This is a genomic window from Halorubrum ejinorense (assembly GCF_039522565.1).
GTDB lineage: Archaea > Halobacteriota > Halobacteria > Halobacteriales > Haloferacaceae > Halorubrum > Halorubrum ejinorense.
The window spans coordinates 155245-169852 of the sequence record NZ_BAAADQ010000001.1; the positions used below are offsets into that span (position 1 = coordinate 155245).

Here is a 14608-nt window from a genome sequence, read left to right on the forward strand (position 1 = left end):
GCCACCGGAGCTATACCGCTGGCTCCCGTATCGATCGGCGTGAGCGACCGGACGACCTGCTGGCTGCTCGGCGACCAGCTCAACCCCGACCTCGACGCCCTCGACGACGCCGACGACGTGCTGATGATCGAGGCGCATGGGTTCGCCGACCGGAAACCGTACCACGCCCACAAGCTGACGCTCGTGTTCTCGGCGATGCGGCACTTCCGCGACCGGCTCCGCGATCGCGGCCTCGACGTGACGTACGTGCGGGCGGAGTCGTTCGGCGAGGGGCTCGACGAGTTCTTCGCGGAGCGCGAGCGACGAGCGGCCGACCGCGACGGGGGTGACGGCCCGCAACTGCGGCTCATGCGCCCGGCGAGTCACGGCGCCGGCGAGCGGCTCCGGGACCTCGTCGCCGAGCGCGGCGGCACGCTGGAACTCGTCGACAACGAGCTGTTCTGGACGACGCCGGCCGACTGGCGCGAGTGGGCCGGGGGGGAGGAGACCGATATCGGTCCCGACGGCGCCGCAGAACGCACCTACCGGCAGGAGAACTGGTACCGACACGTGCGCCGGGAGACGGGCGTGCTGATGGACGACGGCGACCCCGTCGGCGGGGAGTGGAACTACGACGACGCGAACCAGGAGACCCCGCCGGACGAGTGGGAACCCCCGGCCCGGCCGACGTTCGAACCCGACGACCTGACCCGCGAGACCCACGCGTGGGTTCGGGAGCGGTTCGACACGTGGGGGAACGACTCGCTCGACGGGTTCGCGTGGCCGGTCACCCGCGCCGAGGCGCGCGAGGCGCTCGATCGGTTCGTCCGCGAGGGGCTCCCGGCGTTCGGGCGGTATCAGGACGCGATGGTCGGCGGGGAGCCGTTCCTCTCGCACTCGCTGCTCTCGCCCGCCATCAACCTCGGGCTGCTGGACCCGCGCGAGCCTGTCCGAGCGGTCGAGCGCGCGTACGCGGAGCGCGGAGTCGAGCCGGGCGAGTACGACCCGGCCGAACACGGCGGGGGCGCCGCGGCGACCTCGCTCGACGAGTTCGGCGGCGGCGGGGCCGGCGGTGACGGGGCGGCGGCGGACGAGGCGCCCGCCCCCGTCCCGCTCAACGCCGTCGAGGGGTTCATCAGGCAGGTGATCGGATGGCGGGAGTTCATGCGCCACGTCTACCGCGAGGCGATGCCGGAGCTGGCCGACGCGAACCGGCTGTCACAGGAGCGGGAGCTGCCGCCCGCCTACTGGGACGGCGAGACCGACATGGAGTGTCTCTCGGAGGCGGTCGAGCACGTGCGCGAGTTCGGCTACGCCCACCACATCGAGCGGCTGATGGTGCTGTCGAACTTCGCGCTGGTGTACGGCGCCGACCCGGCCGAGTTGAACGAGTGGTTCCACCTCGGGTTCGTCGACGCCTACCACTGGGTGACGACGCCGAACGTCGTCGCGATGGGGTCGTTCGGCACCGACGTGCTCTCCTCGAAGCCGTACGCCTCCTCGGGGAGCTACGTGAACCGAATGAGCGACCACTGCGCCGACTGTCCGTACGCCGTCTCGCGGACCACGGGCGAGGGCGCCTGCCCGTTCAACGCGCTCTACTGGGACTTCCTGAAGGAAAACGAGGAGACGCTTCGTGGTACCGGACGGATGGGACTGATGTACTCCCACGTGGACGGCAAAGACGACGCGGAGTGGGCGGAGATCCGCGAGCGCGCAGACCGGGTGCGAGAGCGAGCGCGCGACGGAGAGCTGTAAGGGTCGGGCGGCGCGGCCGGACGACCGACTACTCGCCGCCGGCGAGGCGGCGCAGCCGCGGGAGCGCCTGCTCGTACCCGAGCCCGACGACTCCGACGTACAGCGCGAGCAGTCCCATGACGACGGCCCAGGCGCCGAGCACGAGGTCGCCGCCGGAGACCGCGGAGAGACCGAACTGTTCGAGCACGACGCCGATCGCGGCCGCCGCGCCGGCGCCGACCGTGACGGCGAGGAGTTCGACGAGTTCGACCGCGACCGCAGGTACTTCGACCATAGCCGAGAGGGGCGGTCGCGGATTATGACTCTTTCGGGAGAACGGTGGACCGCGTCTCGCCGACCGGGTCGCCGGCGCCGACCCCCTCGCGGGGGGTCACTTCAGTCCGAACGACCGCATGACGGTGTCCGCGAGCCCCTTCGCGATCAGCGCCAAGCCGGCGAGGAGCACCATCATCGCGCCGGCGATGACCGGGTCGCGGTAGGTGATGATACCGACCGCGGCGACGACGAGGAGGAGACCGACGATGCCTTCGAGGCCGAGTTTGTCTCGCATGTCGTCGCGTCGCCCTCGAGCGTTCTTAAATCGGACTGTTCTCGACGGCGGCGGAGCCGACGTGGACGGGAACGCGTCGGCACCGCGGCGACGGAGAGCGGCCCTTTTATTTCGGCGAGCGCGTATCACCGCGTACGCATGAGCAACGGAGACGGTGGCGGTCGAAACGACCTCCGGATGCCCGACGACGACGAGGTGTTCGCGGAGGTCGTCGAGATGCTCGGGGCGAACCGCGTCAAGGTGCGCTGTGCGGACGGGAACGAGCGGACCGCGCGCATCCCCGGGCGGATGCAAAAGCGCGTGTGGATCCGCGAAGACGACATCGTCCTCGTCGAGCCGTGGGACTGGCAAGACGAGAAGGCGGACATCTCGTGGCGCTACGAGAAGAGCGAGGCCGAACAGCTCCGCGAGGAAGGCCACCTCCAGTGAGTCGGCGGGCCTCGGGCCCGCGGCGGCGGTGACCGCCCGCGCACCGGCCGCCGTCTCGCCGCGCACGTCGTTTTTAAGTCCGCACGGGCCGCAACGAGCGTATGCTCCGGCTCGCGGTGACGACCGACGCGGAGACGTTCGAACGGGTGCGCGAGCCCCTCGCGGAGCGCGGCATCGAGGTCGCCCACGTCCGAGCGAAGGAGCGGGCGCTGCGCGTCTCCGGGGGGGCAGAGCGCGGATCGGTGTCCGTGAGCGCGAGCGGCCCCGGCGAGTTCGACGGGTTCGACGTCGGACTCGTCTACCCCACTCGGCTCATGGAGGGCGCCGTGGTCGCCGAGCGGCTCGGCGTTCCGTGGGTGAACGGCCGGGACGCGGTCGTGACCTCGCGGAACAAGGCGGGCGTCCTCGCCGCGCTCGACGCCGCCGGCCTCCCGACGCCGCGGACGGCCATGGTGTCGAACCCCGTCGACGAGTCGGTCGTCGTCGACGCCGTTAGCGGCTTCTCGTATCCGGTCATCGTCAAGCCGAACTCCGCCACTCGCGGCGTGGGCGTCGCGACCGCGAGCGACCTCGACTCGCTTCTGGGCGTCGTCGACTACCTGAACCTGATCCACGACTACCGGGCCACGGGCGATAAGTCGTACCTGGTACAGGAGTTCCTTCCCGACGCGCGCGACTACCGCGCGATGGTCGTCGACGGCGGATACGCGGGGGCCGTGCGGCGCGAACTCGACGCGGACGCGCTCGCGGCCGGCCGCTGGAAACACAACGTCCACAGGGGTGCGACGGCTCGCGGCGTCGACCTCGACCCGGAGGCGCGCGACCTCGCGGAGCGCGCGGCCGACACGCTCGGGATCGACTACCTCGGCGTCGACCTGCTCGCGACGGACGACCGACTCGTCGTCAACGAGACCAACGCCCGGCCGACGGTCGACGTGGCGACGAAGTACGAACCGGACTTCTACGACCGGCTCGCGGCGCTGATCCGGCGAACTGCGGACGAGAGTAATCGGGCGAACGGGGTGTAGCGGGGGCAGGAGGGAGCGACGGGCGGAGAACGGAACGCGGCGCCGTTCAGACCAGATCGATCGAGGCGCTGTCGTCGTCGCGGTCGAACGAGACCTCCAGGACGCCGTTGTTGAACGTCGCGTCGGCCGAGTGTTCGTCGACGGGAGCGGGCAGTTCGACGGTCTCGTCGTACTCGCGCCGGTCGGAGACCGCGGAGATAGTGAGCGCGTCGCCGTCGCATCGCAGGGAGAGGTCGTCTTTCGAGACGGCGGGGAGGTCGGCGATGAGACGCACCGACTCCTCGGTGGTGTACGCGTCGACGTGGGTGTCGGAGCCGAACCCGGCGTCGTCGGCCGACGGCCCGTTCGCGTTGGCCATGTCGTTCATCATCCGCTCGATCTCCTCGAAGAAGTCTCCGAACGGATCGTCGCGGTCGTCTCTGTCCATACCGGACGTGAAGTCGCTGACCCCGATAAGCCTTCTGTCGGTCACCGTTTCGGCCGCAATTCGTCTCGCGCGGGGCGACGAGTTCGCCCGCCGTCGCCGCCGGTCGACTCGGCCGATCGTAACAAATTCGAACGATTATGACGATCTCTGGACGACTGAGCGAGATTTAAGTAGTTGGGTCGCGGCTTTTTCGAACATGAGTAAATCGCACCTAGCTGCCGGCGACGACGTGAGCGACGACGAGGTCGTTCGAGTGGGGCTCAACGGCTTCGGTCGCATCGGACGTAACGTGTTCCGTGCGGTGTTAGAGCACCCGCGGATCGAGCTCGTCGGCATCAACGACGTGATGGACTTCGACGACATGGCGTATCTCGCGAAGTACGACACCGTCATGGGCCGGCTCGACGGCGTCGAGCGCGACGGCGACACCCTGACGATCGGCGACACGTCGGTCCCGCTGTTCAACGTTCAGGACCCCGCAGACCTCCCGTGGGACGACCTCGACGTCGAGGTCGCACTGGAGTGTACGGGCGTCTTCCGCACCCGCGAGGACGCGAGCGCGCACCTCGACGGCGGCGCCGACACCGTGGTCATCTCGGCGCCCCCGAAGGGCGACGAGCCGGTCAAACAGCTCGTGTACGGCGTCAATCACGACGAGTACGACGGCGACGACGTGATCTCGAACGCCTCCTGTACGACGAACTCCATCACGCCCGTCGCGAAGGTGCTCGACGCGGAGTTCGGCATCGACGCCGGCACCCTCACCACCGTCCACGCGTACACCGGCTCCCAGAGCCTGATCGACGGCCCGAAGGCGAAGACCCGCCGCGGTCGCGCGGCCGCCGAGAACATCGTCCCCACCTCGACCGGCGCCGCGGGCGCCGCCCAGAAGGTCCTGCCCGAGTTGGAGGGGAAAATCGACGGAATGGCGATGCGCGTCCCGGTCCCGAACGGCTCCCTCACCGAGTTCGTCGTCAGCCTCGACGAGACCGTCACCGAGGAGGAGGTCAACGACGCCTTCCGCGACGCCGCCGACTCCGGCCCGCTCGCGGGCGTCCTCGGCTACACCGACGACGAGGTCGTCTCCTCGGACATCGTCGGCCTTCCCTTCTCCAGCTACGTCGACCTCCAGTCGACGAACGTCGTCGCCGGCGGGAAGCTCCTGAAGATTCTCACCTGGTACGACAACGAGTACGGCTTCTCGAACCGGATGCTCGACATGGCCGCGTACGTCCACGACGAGGCGTAACCGGTCGACCGCGGCTGAATCGCAGCCGGCCGGCCGCGGCCGTCCGTCGAGCAGGCCGACCGCCCGGCGGCGCGCCACCGGAGAACCACTTGTTAAGTACCTCATCGACGACCGATCACCCATGCCCGCCTTCGACACCATCGACGACCTCCCGGCAGACTCGCGCGTCCTCGTCCGACTGGACCTGAACTCCCCGATCGAGGAGGGTGAACCGCAGGACAACCGCCGGTTCGAGCGCCACGCGGAGACGATTCGCGAGCTGGCCGCCGCCGGTCATCGCGTCGTGTGCCTCGCCCATCAGGGGCGACCCGGCCGCGACGACTTCACCTCGCTCGCCGGTCACGCGGCGATCCTCGCCGACCACGTCGGCCGCGACGTTGCCTTCGTGGCCGACACGTACGGCGACGAGGCGCTGGACGCGATCGACGCGCTCGGGGCGGGCGAGGTGCTCCTCTTGGAGAACACCCGGATGTGCGACGACGAGTTGCCCGAGGAATCGCCCGAGGAGAAGGCCGAGACGGAGTTCGTCCGGACGCTCGCGTCACACGTCGACGCGTACGTCAACGACGCCTACTCGGCGGCGCATCGGTTACACGCCTCGCTGGTCGGCTTCCCGCTGGTCCTCCCGGCGTACGCGGGCCGCGTGATGGAGACGGAGTACGAGGCGAACACCGCCATCGCGACCCGGGAGTTCGACGGCCCCGTCACGATGGTCGTCGGCGGGACGAAGGCGACGGACGTGATCGGCGTGATGGACGCCCTCGACGACCGGGTGGACCGGTTCCTCCTCGGCGGCGTCGCGGGCGAGCTGTTCCTGCGCGCCGCGGGCCGCCCCGTCGGCCACGACGTGGGCGGCACGGAGCTGTTCGACGAACAGTGGGAGGCCAACCGCGAGCTGATCGAGTCGGTCCTCGACGAGCGCGGCGACGCGATCCACCTCGCGAGCGACCTCGCGTACCCGGACGACGACGGCGACCGCGCGGAGATCGCGGTAAGCGAAATCGACGAGAAGACCGAGGGATACCTCGACGTGGGCTCGGAGACGGTCGCCGACTACGAGCCGCCGCTCCGCGAGTCCGACGCCGTCTTCGTGAAGGGCGCGCTCGGCGTCTTCGAGGACGAGCGGTTCGCGGACGGTACCGTCGGCGTCCTCGAAGCGATAGCGGACACCGACTGCTTCTCCGTCGTCGGCGGCGGCGACACCTCGCGGGCCATCGAGATGTACGGCCTGAGCGAGGACGACTTCTCGCACGTCTCGATCGCGGGCGGGGCGTACATTCGCGCCCTGACCGGCGAGCCGCTCCCGGCGGTAGAGGTACTCGAAGCGGCGGCGGAGCGGAACGAGTAGGACCGCCGGTTCGGTAGCGCTACTCCTCGACGTCGAGGTCGAACTGCTCGTTTTCCGTGACCGCGTTCAATACGACGCTCGTGTTCGACTCGCGGATGTCGGCGTCCGTGAGAATCGACTTGATCTGATCGTTCATTCCGTCAGTGTCGGTAAACTTGCCGATCGCGATCACGTCGTAATCGCCCGTGACCTCGTAGACGCTCACCATCTGTTTTTCTTGCCGCAGCTTCTCCGTGACGTCCGGCAGAGCGCTGCCTTCCACCTTGAGCTGGAGGACGGCCGTCACGTCGTAGCCGATCTTGTCGTAATCGACGATCGGCGTGTACCCCCGAATCACGCCCTCTTCTTCGAGGTCGCGGAGATGGTTCGAGACCGTCGTCACCGAGACGTCGAGCTCGTCGCCGAGACTCCGAAGGCTCGCGCGTCCGTTACTGAGCAGGGAGTTAATGAGCTTCGCATCGAGGTTTTCGTACGTCATCACACCAAACCACGTCACCAGGGGTTTAGAATTTTACGAACGTCCAGCAGTTTTGCGAGTCTGGCGGTTCATGCGCCAAGCGATAAGGCCTTTATACTGGGAGATAACGAATCAAACGTCCAAAACATGACGGACGAACACGCGAAACCGGACGGCGGCCTCACGGCCGAAGAACAGGCGGTACTCGACGAGATAGAGGAGCAGAACGTCGATTTCCTGCGGCTCCAGTTCACCGACATCCTCGGCGTCGTAAAGAACGTCTCCGTGCCCGCCCATCAGGCGGAGAAGGCGTTCACTGAGGGGATCTACTTCGACGGCTCTTCTATCGAAGGGTTCGTGCGCATTCAGGAGTCCGACATGCGTCTCGTCCCGGACCCCGACACGTTCGCGGTGCTGCCGTGGCGCAGCGACGGTAGCGGCGACAGCGGGGCCGCTCGGCTCATCTGTGACATCGTCGACACCGACGGCGAGCCGTTCGCCGGCGGTCCGCGTCAGGTCCTGAAGAGCGTCCTCGAAGAGGCCGAGGAGATGGGCTACTCCGTCTCCATCGGTCCCGAACCGGAGTTCTTCCTGTTCGAGAAAGACGACGACGGCAACGCGACGACGATCCCGCACGACAACGGCGGGTACTTCGATCTCGCGCCGAAGGACCTCGCGTCCGACGTGCGCAAGGAGATCATCTTCACGCTGGAGAAGATGGGCTTCGAGATCGAGGCCTCGCACCACGAGGTCGCCGAGGGCCAACACGAGATCAACTTCAAGTACGACGACGCGCTCACGACCGCGGACAACATCGCGACGTTCCGCGCCGTCGTCCGCGCGGTCGCCGAACAGCACGACCTCCACGCCACGTTCATGCCCAAGCCGATCGCCGACATCAACGGTTCGGGCATGCACAGCCACATCTCGCTGTTCGACGAGGACGGGAACGCGTTCGCCGACGACGACGACGAGTTCAACCTGAGCGAGACGGCCTACCAGTTCATGGGCGGTATCCTGAACCACGCCCCCGCGTTCACGGCCGTCACGAACCCCACGGTGAACTCCTACAAGCGGCTGGTGCCCGGCTACGAGGCGCCGATCTACGTCGCGTGGTCCGACACGAACCGCTCGGCGCTCGTCCGCGTGCCGGACGCCGCGGGCGTCTCCGCGCGCTTCGAGGTCCGCAGCCCCGATCCGTCCTGTAACCCCTACCTCGGGATGGCGTCGCTCATCGCCGCCGGGCTCGACGGGATCAAGACCGGCGCCGACCCCGGCGACCCGGTCCGCGAGGACATCTACGAGTTCGACGACGAGAAGCGGCAGGAGTACGGCATCGAGACGCTGCCGCCGAACCTCGGCAAGGCCGTCGAGGCGCTCGAATCCGACGAGGTGCTCCAGGAGGCGCTCGGCCCCCACACCTCCGAGAAGTTCGCCGAGGCGAAATCTCAGGAGTTCAGCGAGTACCTCACCCAGGTCTCTCAGTGGGAGGAGGACCGCTACCTGGAGACCTTCTGAGCCGGCGCGCCGCCGTCCGACGCGACTCGTCTTTTTTCGATCGGTCGGAGGTTCCGGAGTAGCGTCTCGGGTTCCACCCGTTCGAGTTCGGTCCGGAAGCCGCGCGTCGGTCCGGCCGGCGGGACATCTCACCCGAATATCCGAAGGATACCGAGTGTCCACCGGGTTATCTCCGAGAGCACCAAGAGCAACCCCTCACCGCGCGAGAGCCGGCGCCCGGACCACATCGCTGCGACCCCCAACACCGTCACGACCACGAGCCAGAGGCCCGCCTCCGCGGCAGCTCCGCTCGTCGTCAGCGGCCGCAGCACGACTGCGACTCCGAGGATACCGAGGACGTTGAACACGTTCGAGCCGACGACGTTGCCGACGGACATCCCGACGTGGCCCTCCCGCATCGCGACCAGCGACACCGCGAGCTCCGGTGTCGACGTGCCCGCGGCGACGATCGTTCCCCCGATCACCCACTCAGAGATACCGGCGCCGCGCGCCAGCGACGTGGCCGCCTCCACCATGAAGTGGCCACAGATCAACACCAGCGCGAGCCCCCCGACGAGCAGGACCGCGTCCCGGCCGCGAAACCGGGCGTGGTCCGCGAGCGTCTCGGTCACGCGGGAGTCGGGGTACAGCGTATCGATCGACGGCCCCCCGCGTTCGTCGCGGAGGAGGTACCCCGTGTACGCGAGGAAGCCTGCCGCGAGCAGCGCCCCCTCCGGACGCGTCACGACGCCGTCGGAGACGGCCCAGACGCCGGCGAGCGTCGCGGCGACGAGCGCGGCTCCGTCACGGTGGACCAGCGAGCGCTCGACCGGGACGACCCGGATCAGCGAAACGACGCCGAGAATGAACGCGAGGTTGTACACGTTGCTGCCGATCACGTTCGCGACCGCGACGTTGCCGACCCCCGCGAATGCCGCGTCGATCGACACCACGAGTTCCGGCGCGGAAGTCCCCATCGCGACGATCGTTAGCCCGATCGTCAGTTCGGAGACGCCGAACCGACGCGCGAGCCGGACGACAGCGTCCACGAGCGACCGGGCCCCCACCCAGAGGCCGAGGACGCTCGCGGCGATCACCGCGACGTCGACGGCCGGGGTGCCGAGCATACCGAACGTGACGGGGGAAGCAACTTAAACGGCAGCGACGCGCGACGGGAGCGACGGCAACGCGACCACCACCACCACCGCGACCGTCGTCGCGGCCACGGTGACGGGCAGGGAGCCGGCGAGGGCGTACGCGCCGACCCAGAGGGCGCCGGTGACCGCCAGCGCCGGGACGGCGACGCGGGCCGTCAGCGCGGACTCGTCGCCGTCGACGAGCAGCCACCCGACCGCCCCGCCGGCCCCGGTGGCGATCCCGATCCCCGCCTCGACGACCTCGCCGGGGTGGCCCGCGGCGAACGCGACGCCCGCGGCGACGGCCGAGAGGACCGCGGCCAGCAGGAACGCCGGCGTGGGGTCGAGGGCCGCGGTCGGCCCGGGGTCGGACCCGGAGCCGTCGGTGGCGGCCGGCCCGTCGTCGGGGCCGGCGCCCCCGGCTCGAAAGCGCGGGTCGCCCGCGAGCCACAGCGCGCCGGCGACGGTCGCGGCGCCGACGAGGAGGCCGGCGACGACGTCGACGAGGTAGTGGACCTCGATCACCACGCGGGAGGCGGCGACCGCGCCCGCCAGTACGACGGCCGCCGCCGCGCGGCGACGGACCGTCCACAGTCGGTCGTACAGCAGCGCGAGCGCGCCGTACGCGGCCGCACCTCCGGTGGCGTGGCCGCTCGGGAAGCCGAACCCGTCGGAGAGCACCTGCGCCTCGTACCAGCCGGAGAGCAGTCCGGGAAGCCACGTCGGCACGTTCGCCGGGGGCATCGCACCCGGCGGGCGGGGGACCGCGAACCACGCCTTGCCGAGCGCGGTGACGGCGTACGCGCAGGTGACGACCGCGATGGCCGTCGCGCCGGCGCGGCGCGGCGACGCGGCGACGCGGTCGCTCGCGAACCAGTAGCCGACGGCGAGCAGCGCGAAGAGGAACCACGGGTCCGCGAGGTGCGTGACCGCCGCGAAGACGACGACGACGACCTCCGGGAGGGCGTCGACGACGACGGTCTCACCGATCCCGCGCTCGGCGCCGACGAGTCCGGTCACGGGTCGGCCACCCGGTTAGCCGTCCCCGCGGGAGTCGACGCCGACTCAGTCATCGCCGCGACCGCGGGCGTAATCGAGCGCCTTCCCGGGCGTCTCCAGTAGGTTGAGACCGATGCCGACGACGATAAATATCGTGTAGAGGCCGAGCGTCGACAGTCCGAGGACGACGATGGCGCCGATCGCGTAGAGTCCGTCGAGCGACGACAGCGCCGCGAGCGTCAGCACCGTCCCGTACAGCAACACGAGGTACGGTCCCCAGCCGCGGGCGTGTCCGCGGCGCATCCGTGACCGGACGTACCGCTTCAGCTCCGACTCGACCTCGGGTTTGTCGACCGTGCGGCGCTCCACGTCGTCTTCGAACTCGTCGAGTTTCGACCGCAGCTCCCGGACCTCCGCTTCGAGGGCGGCGACGTCCGGCGCGCCGTGCGGCCGCCCGTCGTCGTCCGCGTCACGGTCCGACTCGCCGTTCATACCCGTGGGTCGAACGCGGTCCTGTTGTAACTGCCGGTCCGCGGCGTGGTCGGTCGGCGCCGCCCCGCCGCCGAGACCGGCGCCGCTCGCCGGGACGACTCCGTCGCGGCCGGCAAGCACCACGTTGACGACGCCCCCGGTCACGACGACGACCGCCGCGAGGTAGAGCCACGTGACGAGCAGGAGGATTCCACCGATGACGCCGTACACCTGAAACTGTCCGGCGCTCGCCGCGTACACCTGAAAGCCGGCCTGTAACAGCGTCCACCCGAGGGCGGCGACGGCCGCGCCGGGTAGCGCTTCGCGGAACGCGATGTCGGGCTCGGGGAGCAGGTAGTACATGGGGAGGAAGACGACGGCGAGGAACCCCGGTAAGACGAGGATGCTCGCGGCCTCCACCAGCGGGATCGCGTCGGCGGCCGCGACGAACGCCCCGACGACGACCATCACGCCGATCCCGACGCCGACGGCGAGGATCACCGAGCCGGCGTCGGTGAGCTGTTTCAGGATGTCCGGCGGCTCCTTGACGCCGTACAGTTCGGCGAACGCCGTGTCGAGTCCGCGAAACACCTTCAGCGTCGACCAGAGCAGCACCGCGACGCCGAGCACGCTCGCGCCGGTCCGACCGCCGGCGGAGGCGATCGCCGCGGTCACCGCCTCCTCGCCGGCCGGCGTGAGGAGGTCGCCCGCCCCCGCTACCAGCTCGCCGGCGATCGTCTCGCCGAAGACGGCGGTGGCGACGACGACGAGCAACAGCAGCGCGGGGACGAGCGAGACGAACGCGTAGTAGGCGATGGCGGCGGCGAGGAACGTTACCTGCCGGTCGACCGCGACGTCGACGACGCGCCGAGCCGTGCCGAACGCGGTGCGCGAGTGTCGGGACACGTCCCGCCCTTCGACCGACCGCGACAAAAGCGAGGGGGTGCCGACGGCGGAGGAGCTCTCAGTCCCCGTCGCCGCCGAGGACCGCCCTGCGCATCTCGGGGATCGACGCCGTGCTCTTGACCGCGGTCCCGCGGTAGTGGGCCCGACTGGCCTCGTAACCCGCGTCTCGGAGGGTCGCCACGAAATCGTCCATCCCGATCGCCGGCTCGCCCCACTGTTTGTAGAGGCGGTGTTGGTCGTAGTGGGTCGGCGTGTCGAGCTCCGTCGCCACCGTGTCGAGCAGCTTTCGCGCGCGTTTCGCCTCGCCCATGTCGTCCGTGACCTCGGCGCGGACCGCACGCGCGAAGTCGCCGTCGGCGACCGGCCCGAGCCAGATCGGGCCGGCCGTGAGCACGCGGTCGCTCCCGCACTCCGGGCAGGCGTCGACCGGGTCGGCGATCCGGCCGGGGGTCGCGGCGCGCCAGAGGCAGTCCTCGCAGCCGTCGACGTGCCCGAGGTGTTCGAGGCAGTCGTCGGCCGCGCGGGCGCCGGACTCCAGTTCCAGGTAGGTCCGCGCGTAGTGGCGGGAGACGTGTGAGAGGACCGGCGTCGCCGCCTTGTCGTAGCGCGCCGCGGTCCGCACCAGGGCGGATATCAGCGTCCGAAGCCCCATCTCCGGGTGGTAGTCGGTGTTGCGCGGGACCGCGCCGTACTTCCGGATCCCGCTGTTGAGGTGGGCACCACACAGCGGCGCGGTGTCGGTCGCGGTGACGCAGACGAGGTTGCGGCCGTTCGCGACCGCGGCGTCGGCGAAGGGGATCGGCGTGCCGTACGGGTCCAGATCGACCACGTCGAACGGTCCCTCGTCGTACAACAGGGCGTTGACGTCGCGGTTGACCGCCTCGCCGTCGAGGCCGTTCGCGTCGAGGTTGGCGGCCGCGAGGTCGACCGCGTCCGCGTCGATGTCGGCGCAGGTGACGTCGTACCCCTCCGCGGCCGCGCGGACGCCGCGGACCCCCGAGGCGGCCATCGCGTCGAGATACGAGGCCACGCGCGGCTCTCGGTCGCGGTAGGCGCGCAGCGTCGCGACCGTGACGTCTCGGTTCAGCTCCTGTGTCGGGTTGAAGAAGACGCCGCCGCCGGTCCCCTCGCTGGCGCCGTCGCGGGCCTCCGGGACGGAGACGGTGAGTCCGCCCTCTTCGATGTCCATACCGTCGGTTCGCCCATCCGGGCTAAAAGGCTCGCGCTCCGAGGCGCTCGACGCCGGTGGTGTCCGCGAGAGAGCGCGACGAGGAGGCTTTTAGCCCGCCGGCACAGAAGGTGACCGTATGAACGGAGACGCCGTGCGGCAGCGAATAGACGGAGTCGGTACAGAGACGGAGGAGCGGCGATGGTAAGTCCGGCGCGAATCGACGCGCTCACCGACCTCGCGTACGGGGCACTGATCATCCTGTCGGTCGTGCTCATCGCGACCCTCCAGGTGACCAACGTCGCGATCGCGTTCGGGATCGGCGTGTTCGCATCCTACGTCGTCCACGTCGTCTGGAAGATGGCCCGGTTCGACCCGGACTGGATGACCCGCGAAGTGGCGGACGAGGTGGGCAAGCAGGTCGAGGAGAGCGTCGGCCAGACCGTCGACAAGGAGGTCGAAAAGACCGTCGGCGAGACCGTTAACAAGGAAGTCGAGAAGACCGTCGGCGAGACCGTCAGCAAGGAGGTCGAAAAGAGCGTTGAGGAGACCGTCGAGGAGACGGTCAGCAAACAGGTCGAAGAGAGCGTCGGCGAGACCGTCAACAAGGAAGTCAGCGAGGTCGCCGACAACGTGAGCGACACCGTCAGCGAAGAGGTGTCGGGTAAAGTCGAAGAGACGGTGGGCGAGACGGTAGAGAAGACCGTCGAGGAGACCGTCGGCGAGAAAGTCGAGGAGACGGTGGAGAAGACCGTCGAAGAGACCGTCGGAGAAAAGGTCGAAGAAACCGTCGGCGAGAAAGTCGAAGAGACGGTGGAGAAGACCGTCGAGGAGACCGTCGGCGAAAAGGTCGAAGAAACCGTCGGCGAGAAAGTCGAAGAGACGGTGGAGAAGACCGTCGAGGAGAGTGTCGGCGAGAAAGTCGAGGAAGCCGCCGAGAAGGCGGCCAAAGCGAGCGGCGACGAGGGAGACGACGACGAAACCGATCGGCGCGACGACTCGTAGGCGGCGCCGACCGGGAGCCAGGTGGATTTTCTCCCGCTTTCGCCGCTGAACCGCGTGTTTTTCCGATAGCTACGCCGTGTTCGGCGACGCCATCGAGCGTCGCCTGCGCGCGCTCGCCGAACTGCTCGCGGGGCAGGCTCGCCGGGTCTGTTCCGAGAGGTCGTAGTGACCGAGACCACGACCGAAAGCGACGAGCGGTCC

15 protein-coding genes are annotated in these 14608 nt (G+C 69.2%); 7 read left to right on the forward strand and 8 right to left on the reverse strand.

Annotated features, from left to right (window positions below; genetic code table 11):
• The first annotated feature begins 39 nt into the window (after positions 1-39).
• The gene (locus ABDZ89_RS00815) at positions 40-1737 is read left to right on the forward strand and encodes a cryptochrome/photolyase family protein (RefSeq protein ID WP_343775639.1); all 1698 of its coding nucleotides are present in this window, start codon (positions 40-42) and stop codon (positions 1735-1737) included.
• A 28-nt stretch (positions 1738-1765) separates the two neighbouring features.
• On the opposite strand, the gene ABDZ89_RS00820 is transcribed toward ABDZ89_RS00815, so the two are convergent.
• Together ABDZ89_RS00820 and ABDZ89_RS00825 are read right to left on the reverse strand one after the other, a co-directional pair.
• Positions 1766-2011, reverse strand: a complete 246-nt coding sequence (locus ABDZ89_RS00820; RefSeq protein WP_343775642.1) for a DUF8151 family protein — start codon at positions 2009-2011, stop codon at positions 1766-1768.
• Between the two features lie 96 nt (positions 2012-2107).
• A complete protein-coding gene (locus tag ABDZ89_RS00825; protein ID WP_343775645.1) occupies positions 2108-2287 on the reverse strand; it encodes a DUF7470 family protein in 180 nt (59 codons plus the stop codon).
• A gap of 138 nt (positions 2288-2425) precedes the next feature.
• Here ABDZ89_RS00825 and eif1A point away from each other — a divergent pair, with 138 nt between their 5' ends.
• The gene (gene eif1A, locus ABDZ89_RS00830) at positions 2426-2716 is read left to right on the forward strand and encodes a translation initiation factor eIF-1A (RefSeq protein WP_343775647.1); all 291 of its coding nucleotides are present in this window, start codon (positions 2426-2428) and stop codon (positions 2714-2716) included.
• Positions 2717-2817: 101 nt separating this feature from the next.
• Positions 2818-3744, forward strand: a complete 927-nt coding sequence (locus ABDZ89_RS00835; protein WP_343775650.1) for an ATP-grasp domain-containing protein — start codon at positions 2818-2820, stop codon at positions 3742-3744.
• Positions 3745-3790: 46 nt separating this feature from the next.
• On the opposite strand, the gene ABDZ89_RS00840 is transcribed toward ABDZ89_RS00835, so the two are convergent.
• The gene (locus ABDZ89_RS00840) at positions 3791-4171 is read right to left on the reverse strand and encodes an Hsp20/alpha crystallin family protein (RefSeq protein WP_343775653.1); all 381 of its coding nucleotides are present in this window, start codon (positions 4169-4171) and stop codon (positions 3791-3793) included.
• Between the two features lie 196 nt (positions 4172-4367).
• On the opposite strand from ABDZ89_RS00840, the gene gap reads away from it, so the two are divergent.
• Together gap and ABDZ89_RS00850 are read left to right on the forward strand one after the other, a co-directional pair.
• On the forward strand, positions 4368-5420 hold the full coding sequence (gap, locus tag ABDZ89_RS00845; protein ID WP_343775656.1) for a type I glyceraldehyde-3-phosphate dehydrogenase: 1053 nt from the start codon (positions 4368-4370) through the stop codon (positions 5418-5420).
• A gap of 121 nt (positions 5421-5541) precedes the next feature.
• Positions 5542-6768: a phosphoglycerate kinase gene (locus ABDZ89_RS00850; RefSeq protein WP_343775658.1), complete on the forward strand. Its 1227-nt coding sequence runs from the start codon at positions 5542-5544 to the stop codon at positions 6766-6768.
• 19 nt (positions 6769-6787) lie between these two features.
• On the opposite strand, the gene lrp is transcribed toward ABDZ89_RS00850, so the two are convergent.
• Complete coding sequence (lrp, locus tag ABDZ89_RS00855; protein WP_343775660.1) at positions 6788-7246, reverse strand: HTH-type transcriptional regulator Lrp; 459 nt, start codon at positions 7244-7246, stop codon at positions 6788-6790.
• Between the two features lie 126 nt (positions 7247-7372).
• On the opposite strand from lrp, the gene glnA reads away from it, so the two are divergent.
• Positions 7373-8743, forward strand: coding sequence for a type I glutamate--ammonia ligase (glnA, locus tag ABDZ89_RS00860; protein ID WP_343775663.1), 1371 nt, complete (start codon positions 7373-7375; stop codon positions 8741-8743).
• A 128-nt stretch (positions 8744-8871) separates the two neighbouring features.
• Here the strand turns inward: glnA and ABDZ89_RS00865 are convergent, their stop codons facing one another.
• Genes ABDZ89_RS00865 through ABDZ89_RS00880 form a run of 4 tightly spaced genes read right to left on the reverse strand, consistent with a single transcriptional unit; the run spans position 8872 to position 13423 of the window.
• Positions 8872-9849 carry a calcium/sodium antiporter gene (locus tag ABDZ89_RS00865; protein WP_343775666.1) on the reverse strand — a complete coding sequence of 326 codons (978 nt, stop codon included), beginning with the start codon at positions 9847-9849 and terminating at the stop codon, positions 8872-8874.
• Positions 9850-9873: 24 nt separating this feature from the next.
• Positions 9874-10878 (reverse strand): phosphatase PAP2 family protein, encoded by a 1005-nt coding sequence (locus ABDZ89_RS00870; protein ID WP_343775669.1) that lies wholly within the window; start codon positions 10876-10878, stop codon positions 9874-9876.
• Positions 10879-10923: 45 nt separating this feature from the next.
• A complete protein-coding gene (locus ABDZ89_RS00875) occupies positions 10924-12234 on the reverse strand; it encodes a YihY/virulence factor BrkB family protein (RefSeq protein WP_343775672.1) in 1311 nt (436 codons plus the stop codon).
• Positions 12235-12292: 58 nt separating this feature from the next.
• Positions 12293-13423: a tRNA (guanine(26)-N(2))-dimethyltransferase gene (locus ABDZ89_RS00880; protein WP_343775675.1), complete on the reverse strand. Its 1131-nt coding sequence runs from the start codon at positions 13421-13423 to the stop codon at positions 12293-12295.
• 180 nt (positions 13424-13603) lie between these two features.
• Here ABDZ89_RS00880 and ABDZ89_RS00885 point away from each other — a divergent pair, with 180 nt between their 5' ends.
• Complete coding sequence (locus ABDZ89_RS00885; protein ID WP_343775678.1) at positions 13604-14407, forward strand: DUF485 domain-containing protein; 804 nt, start codon at positions 13604-13606, stop codon at positions 14405-14407.
• Positions 14408-14608: the final 201 nt, after the last annotated feature.

Excerpts from the sequence above, each read along its gene's own strand:
- ABDZ89_RS00840 (WP_343775653.1), bottom strand. The coding sequence starts at position 4,171 with ATGGACAGAGACGACCGCGACGATCCGTTCGGAGACTTCTTCGAGGAG.
- eif1A (WP_343775647.1), top strand. The coding sequence starts at position 2,426 with ATGAGCAACGGAGACGGTGGCGGTCGAAACGACCTCCGGATGCCCGAC.
- ABDZ89_RS00885 (WP_343775678.1), top strand. The coding sequence starts at position 13,604 with ATGGTAAGTCCGGCGCGAATCGACGCGCTCACCGACCTCGCGTACGGG.
- gap (WP_343775656.1), top strand. The coding sequence starts at position 4,368 with ATGAGTAAATCGCACCTAGCTGCCGGCGACGACGTGAGCGACGACGAG.
- lrp (WP_343775660.1), bottom strand. The coding sequence starts at position 7,246 with ATGACGTACGAAAACCTCGATGCGAAGCTCATTAACTCCCTGCTCAGT.
- glnA (WP_343775663.1), top strand. The coding sequence starts at position 7,373 with ATGACGGACGAACACGCGAAACCGGACGGCGGCCTCACGGCCGAAGAA.
- ABDZ89_RS00880 (WP_343775675.1), bottom strand. The coding sequence starts at position 13,423 with ATGGACATCGAAGAGGGCGGACTCACCGTCTCCGTCCCGGAGGCCCGC.
- ABDZ89_RS00865 (WP_343775666.1), bottom strand. The coding sequence starts at position 9,849 with ATGCTCGGCACCCCGGCCGTCGACGTCGCGGTGATCGCCGCGAGCGTC.
- ABDZ89_RS00850 (WP_343775658.1), top strand. The coding sequence starts at position 5,542 with ATGCCCGCCTTCGACACCATCGACGACCTCCCGGCAGACTCGCGCGTC.
- ABDZ89_RS00825 (WP_343775645.1), bottom strand. The coding sequence starts at position 2,287 with ATGCGAGACAAACTCGGCCTCGAAGGCATCGTCGGTCTCCTCCTCGTC.
- ABDZ89_RS00820 (WP_343775642.1), bottom strand. The coding sequence starts at position 2,011 with ATGGTCGAAGTACCTGCGGTCGCGGTCGAACTCGTCGAACTCCTCGCC.
- ABDZ89_RS00835 (WP_343775650.1), top strand. The coding sequence starts at position 2,818 with ATGCTCCGGCTCGCGGTGACGACCGACGCGGAGACGTTCGAACGGGTG.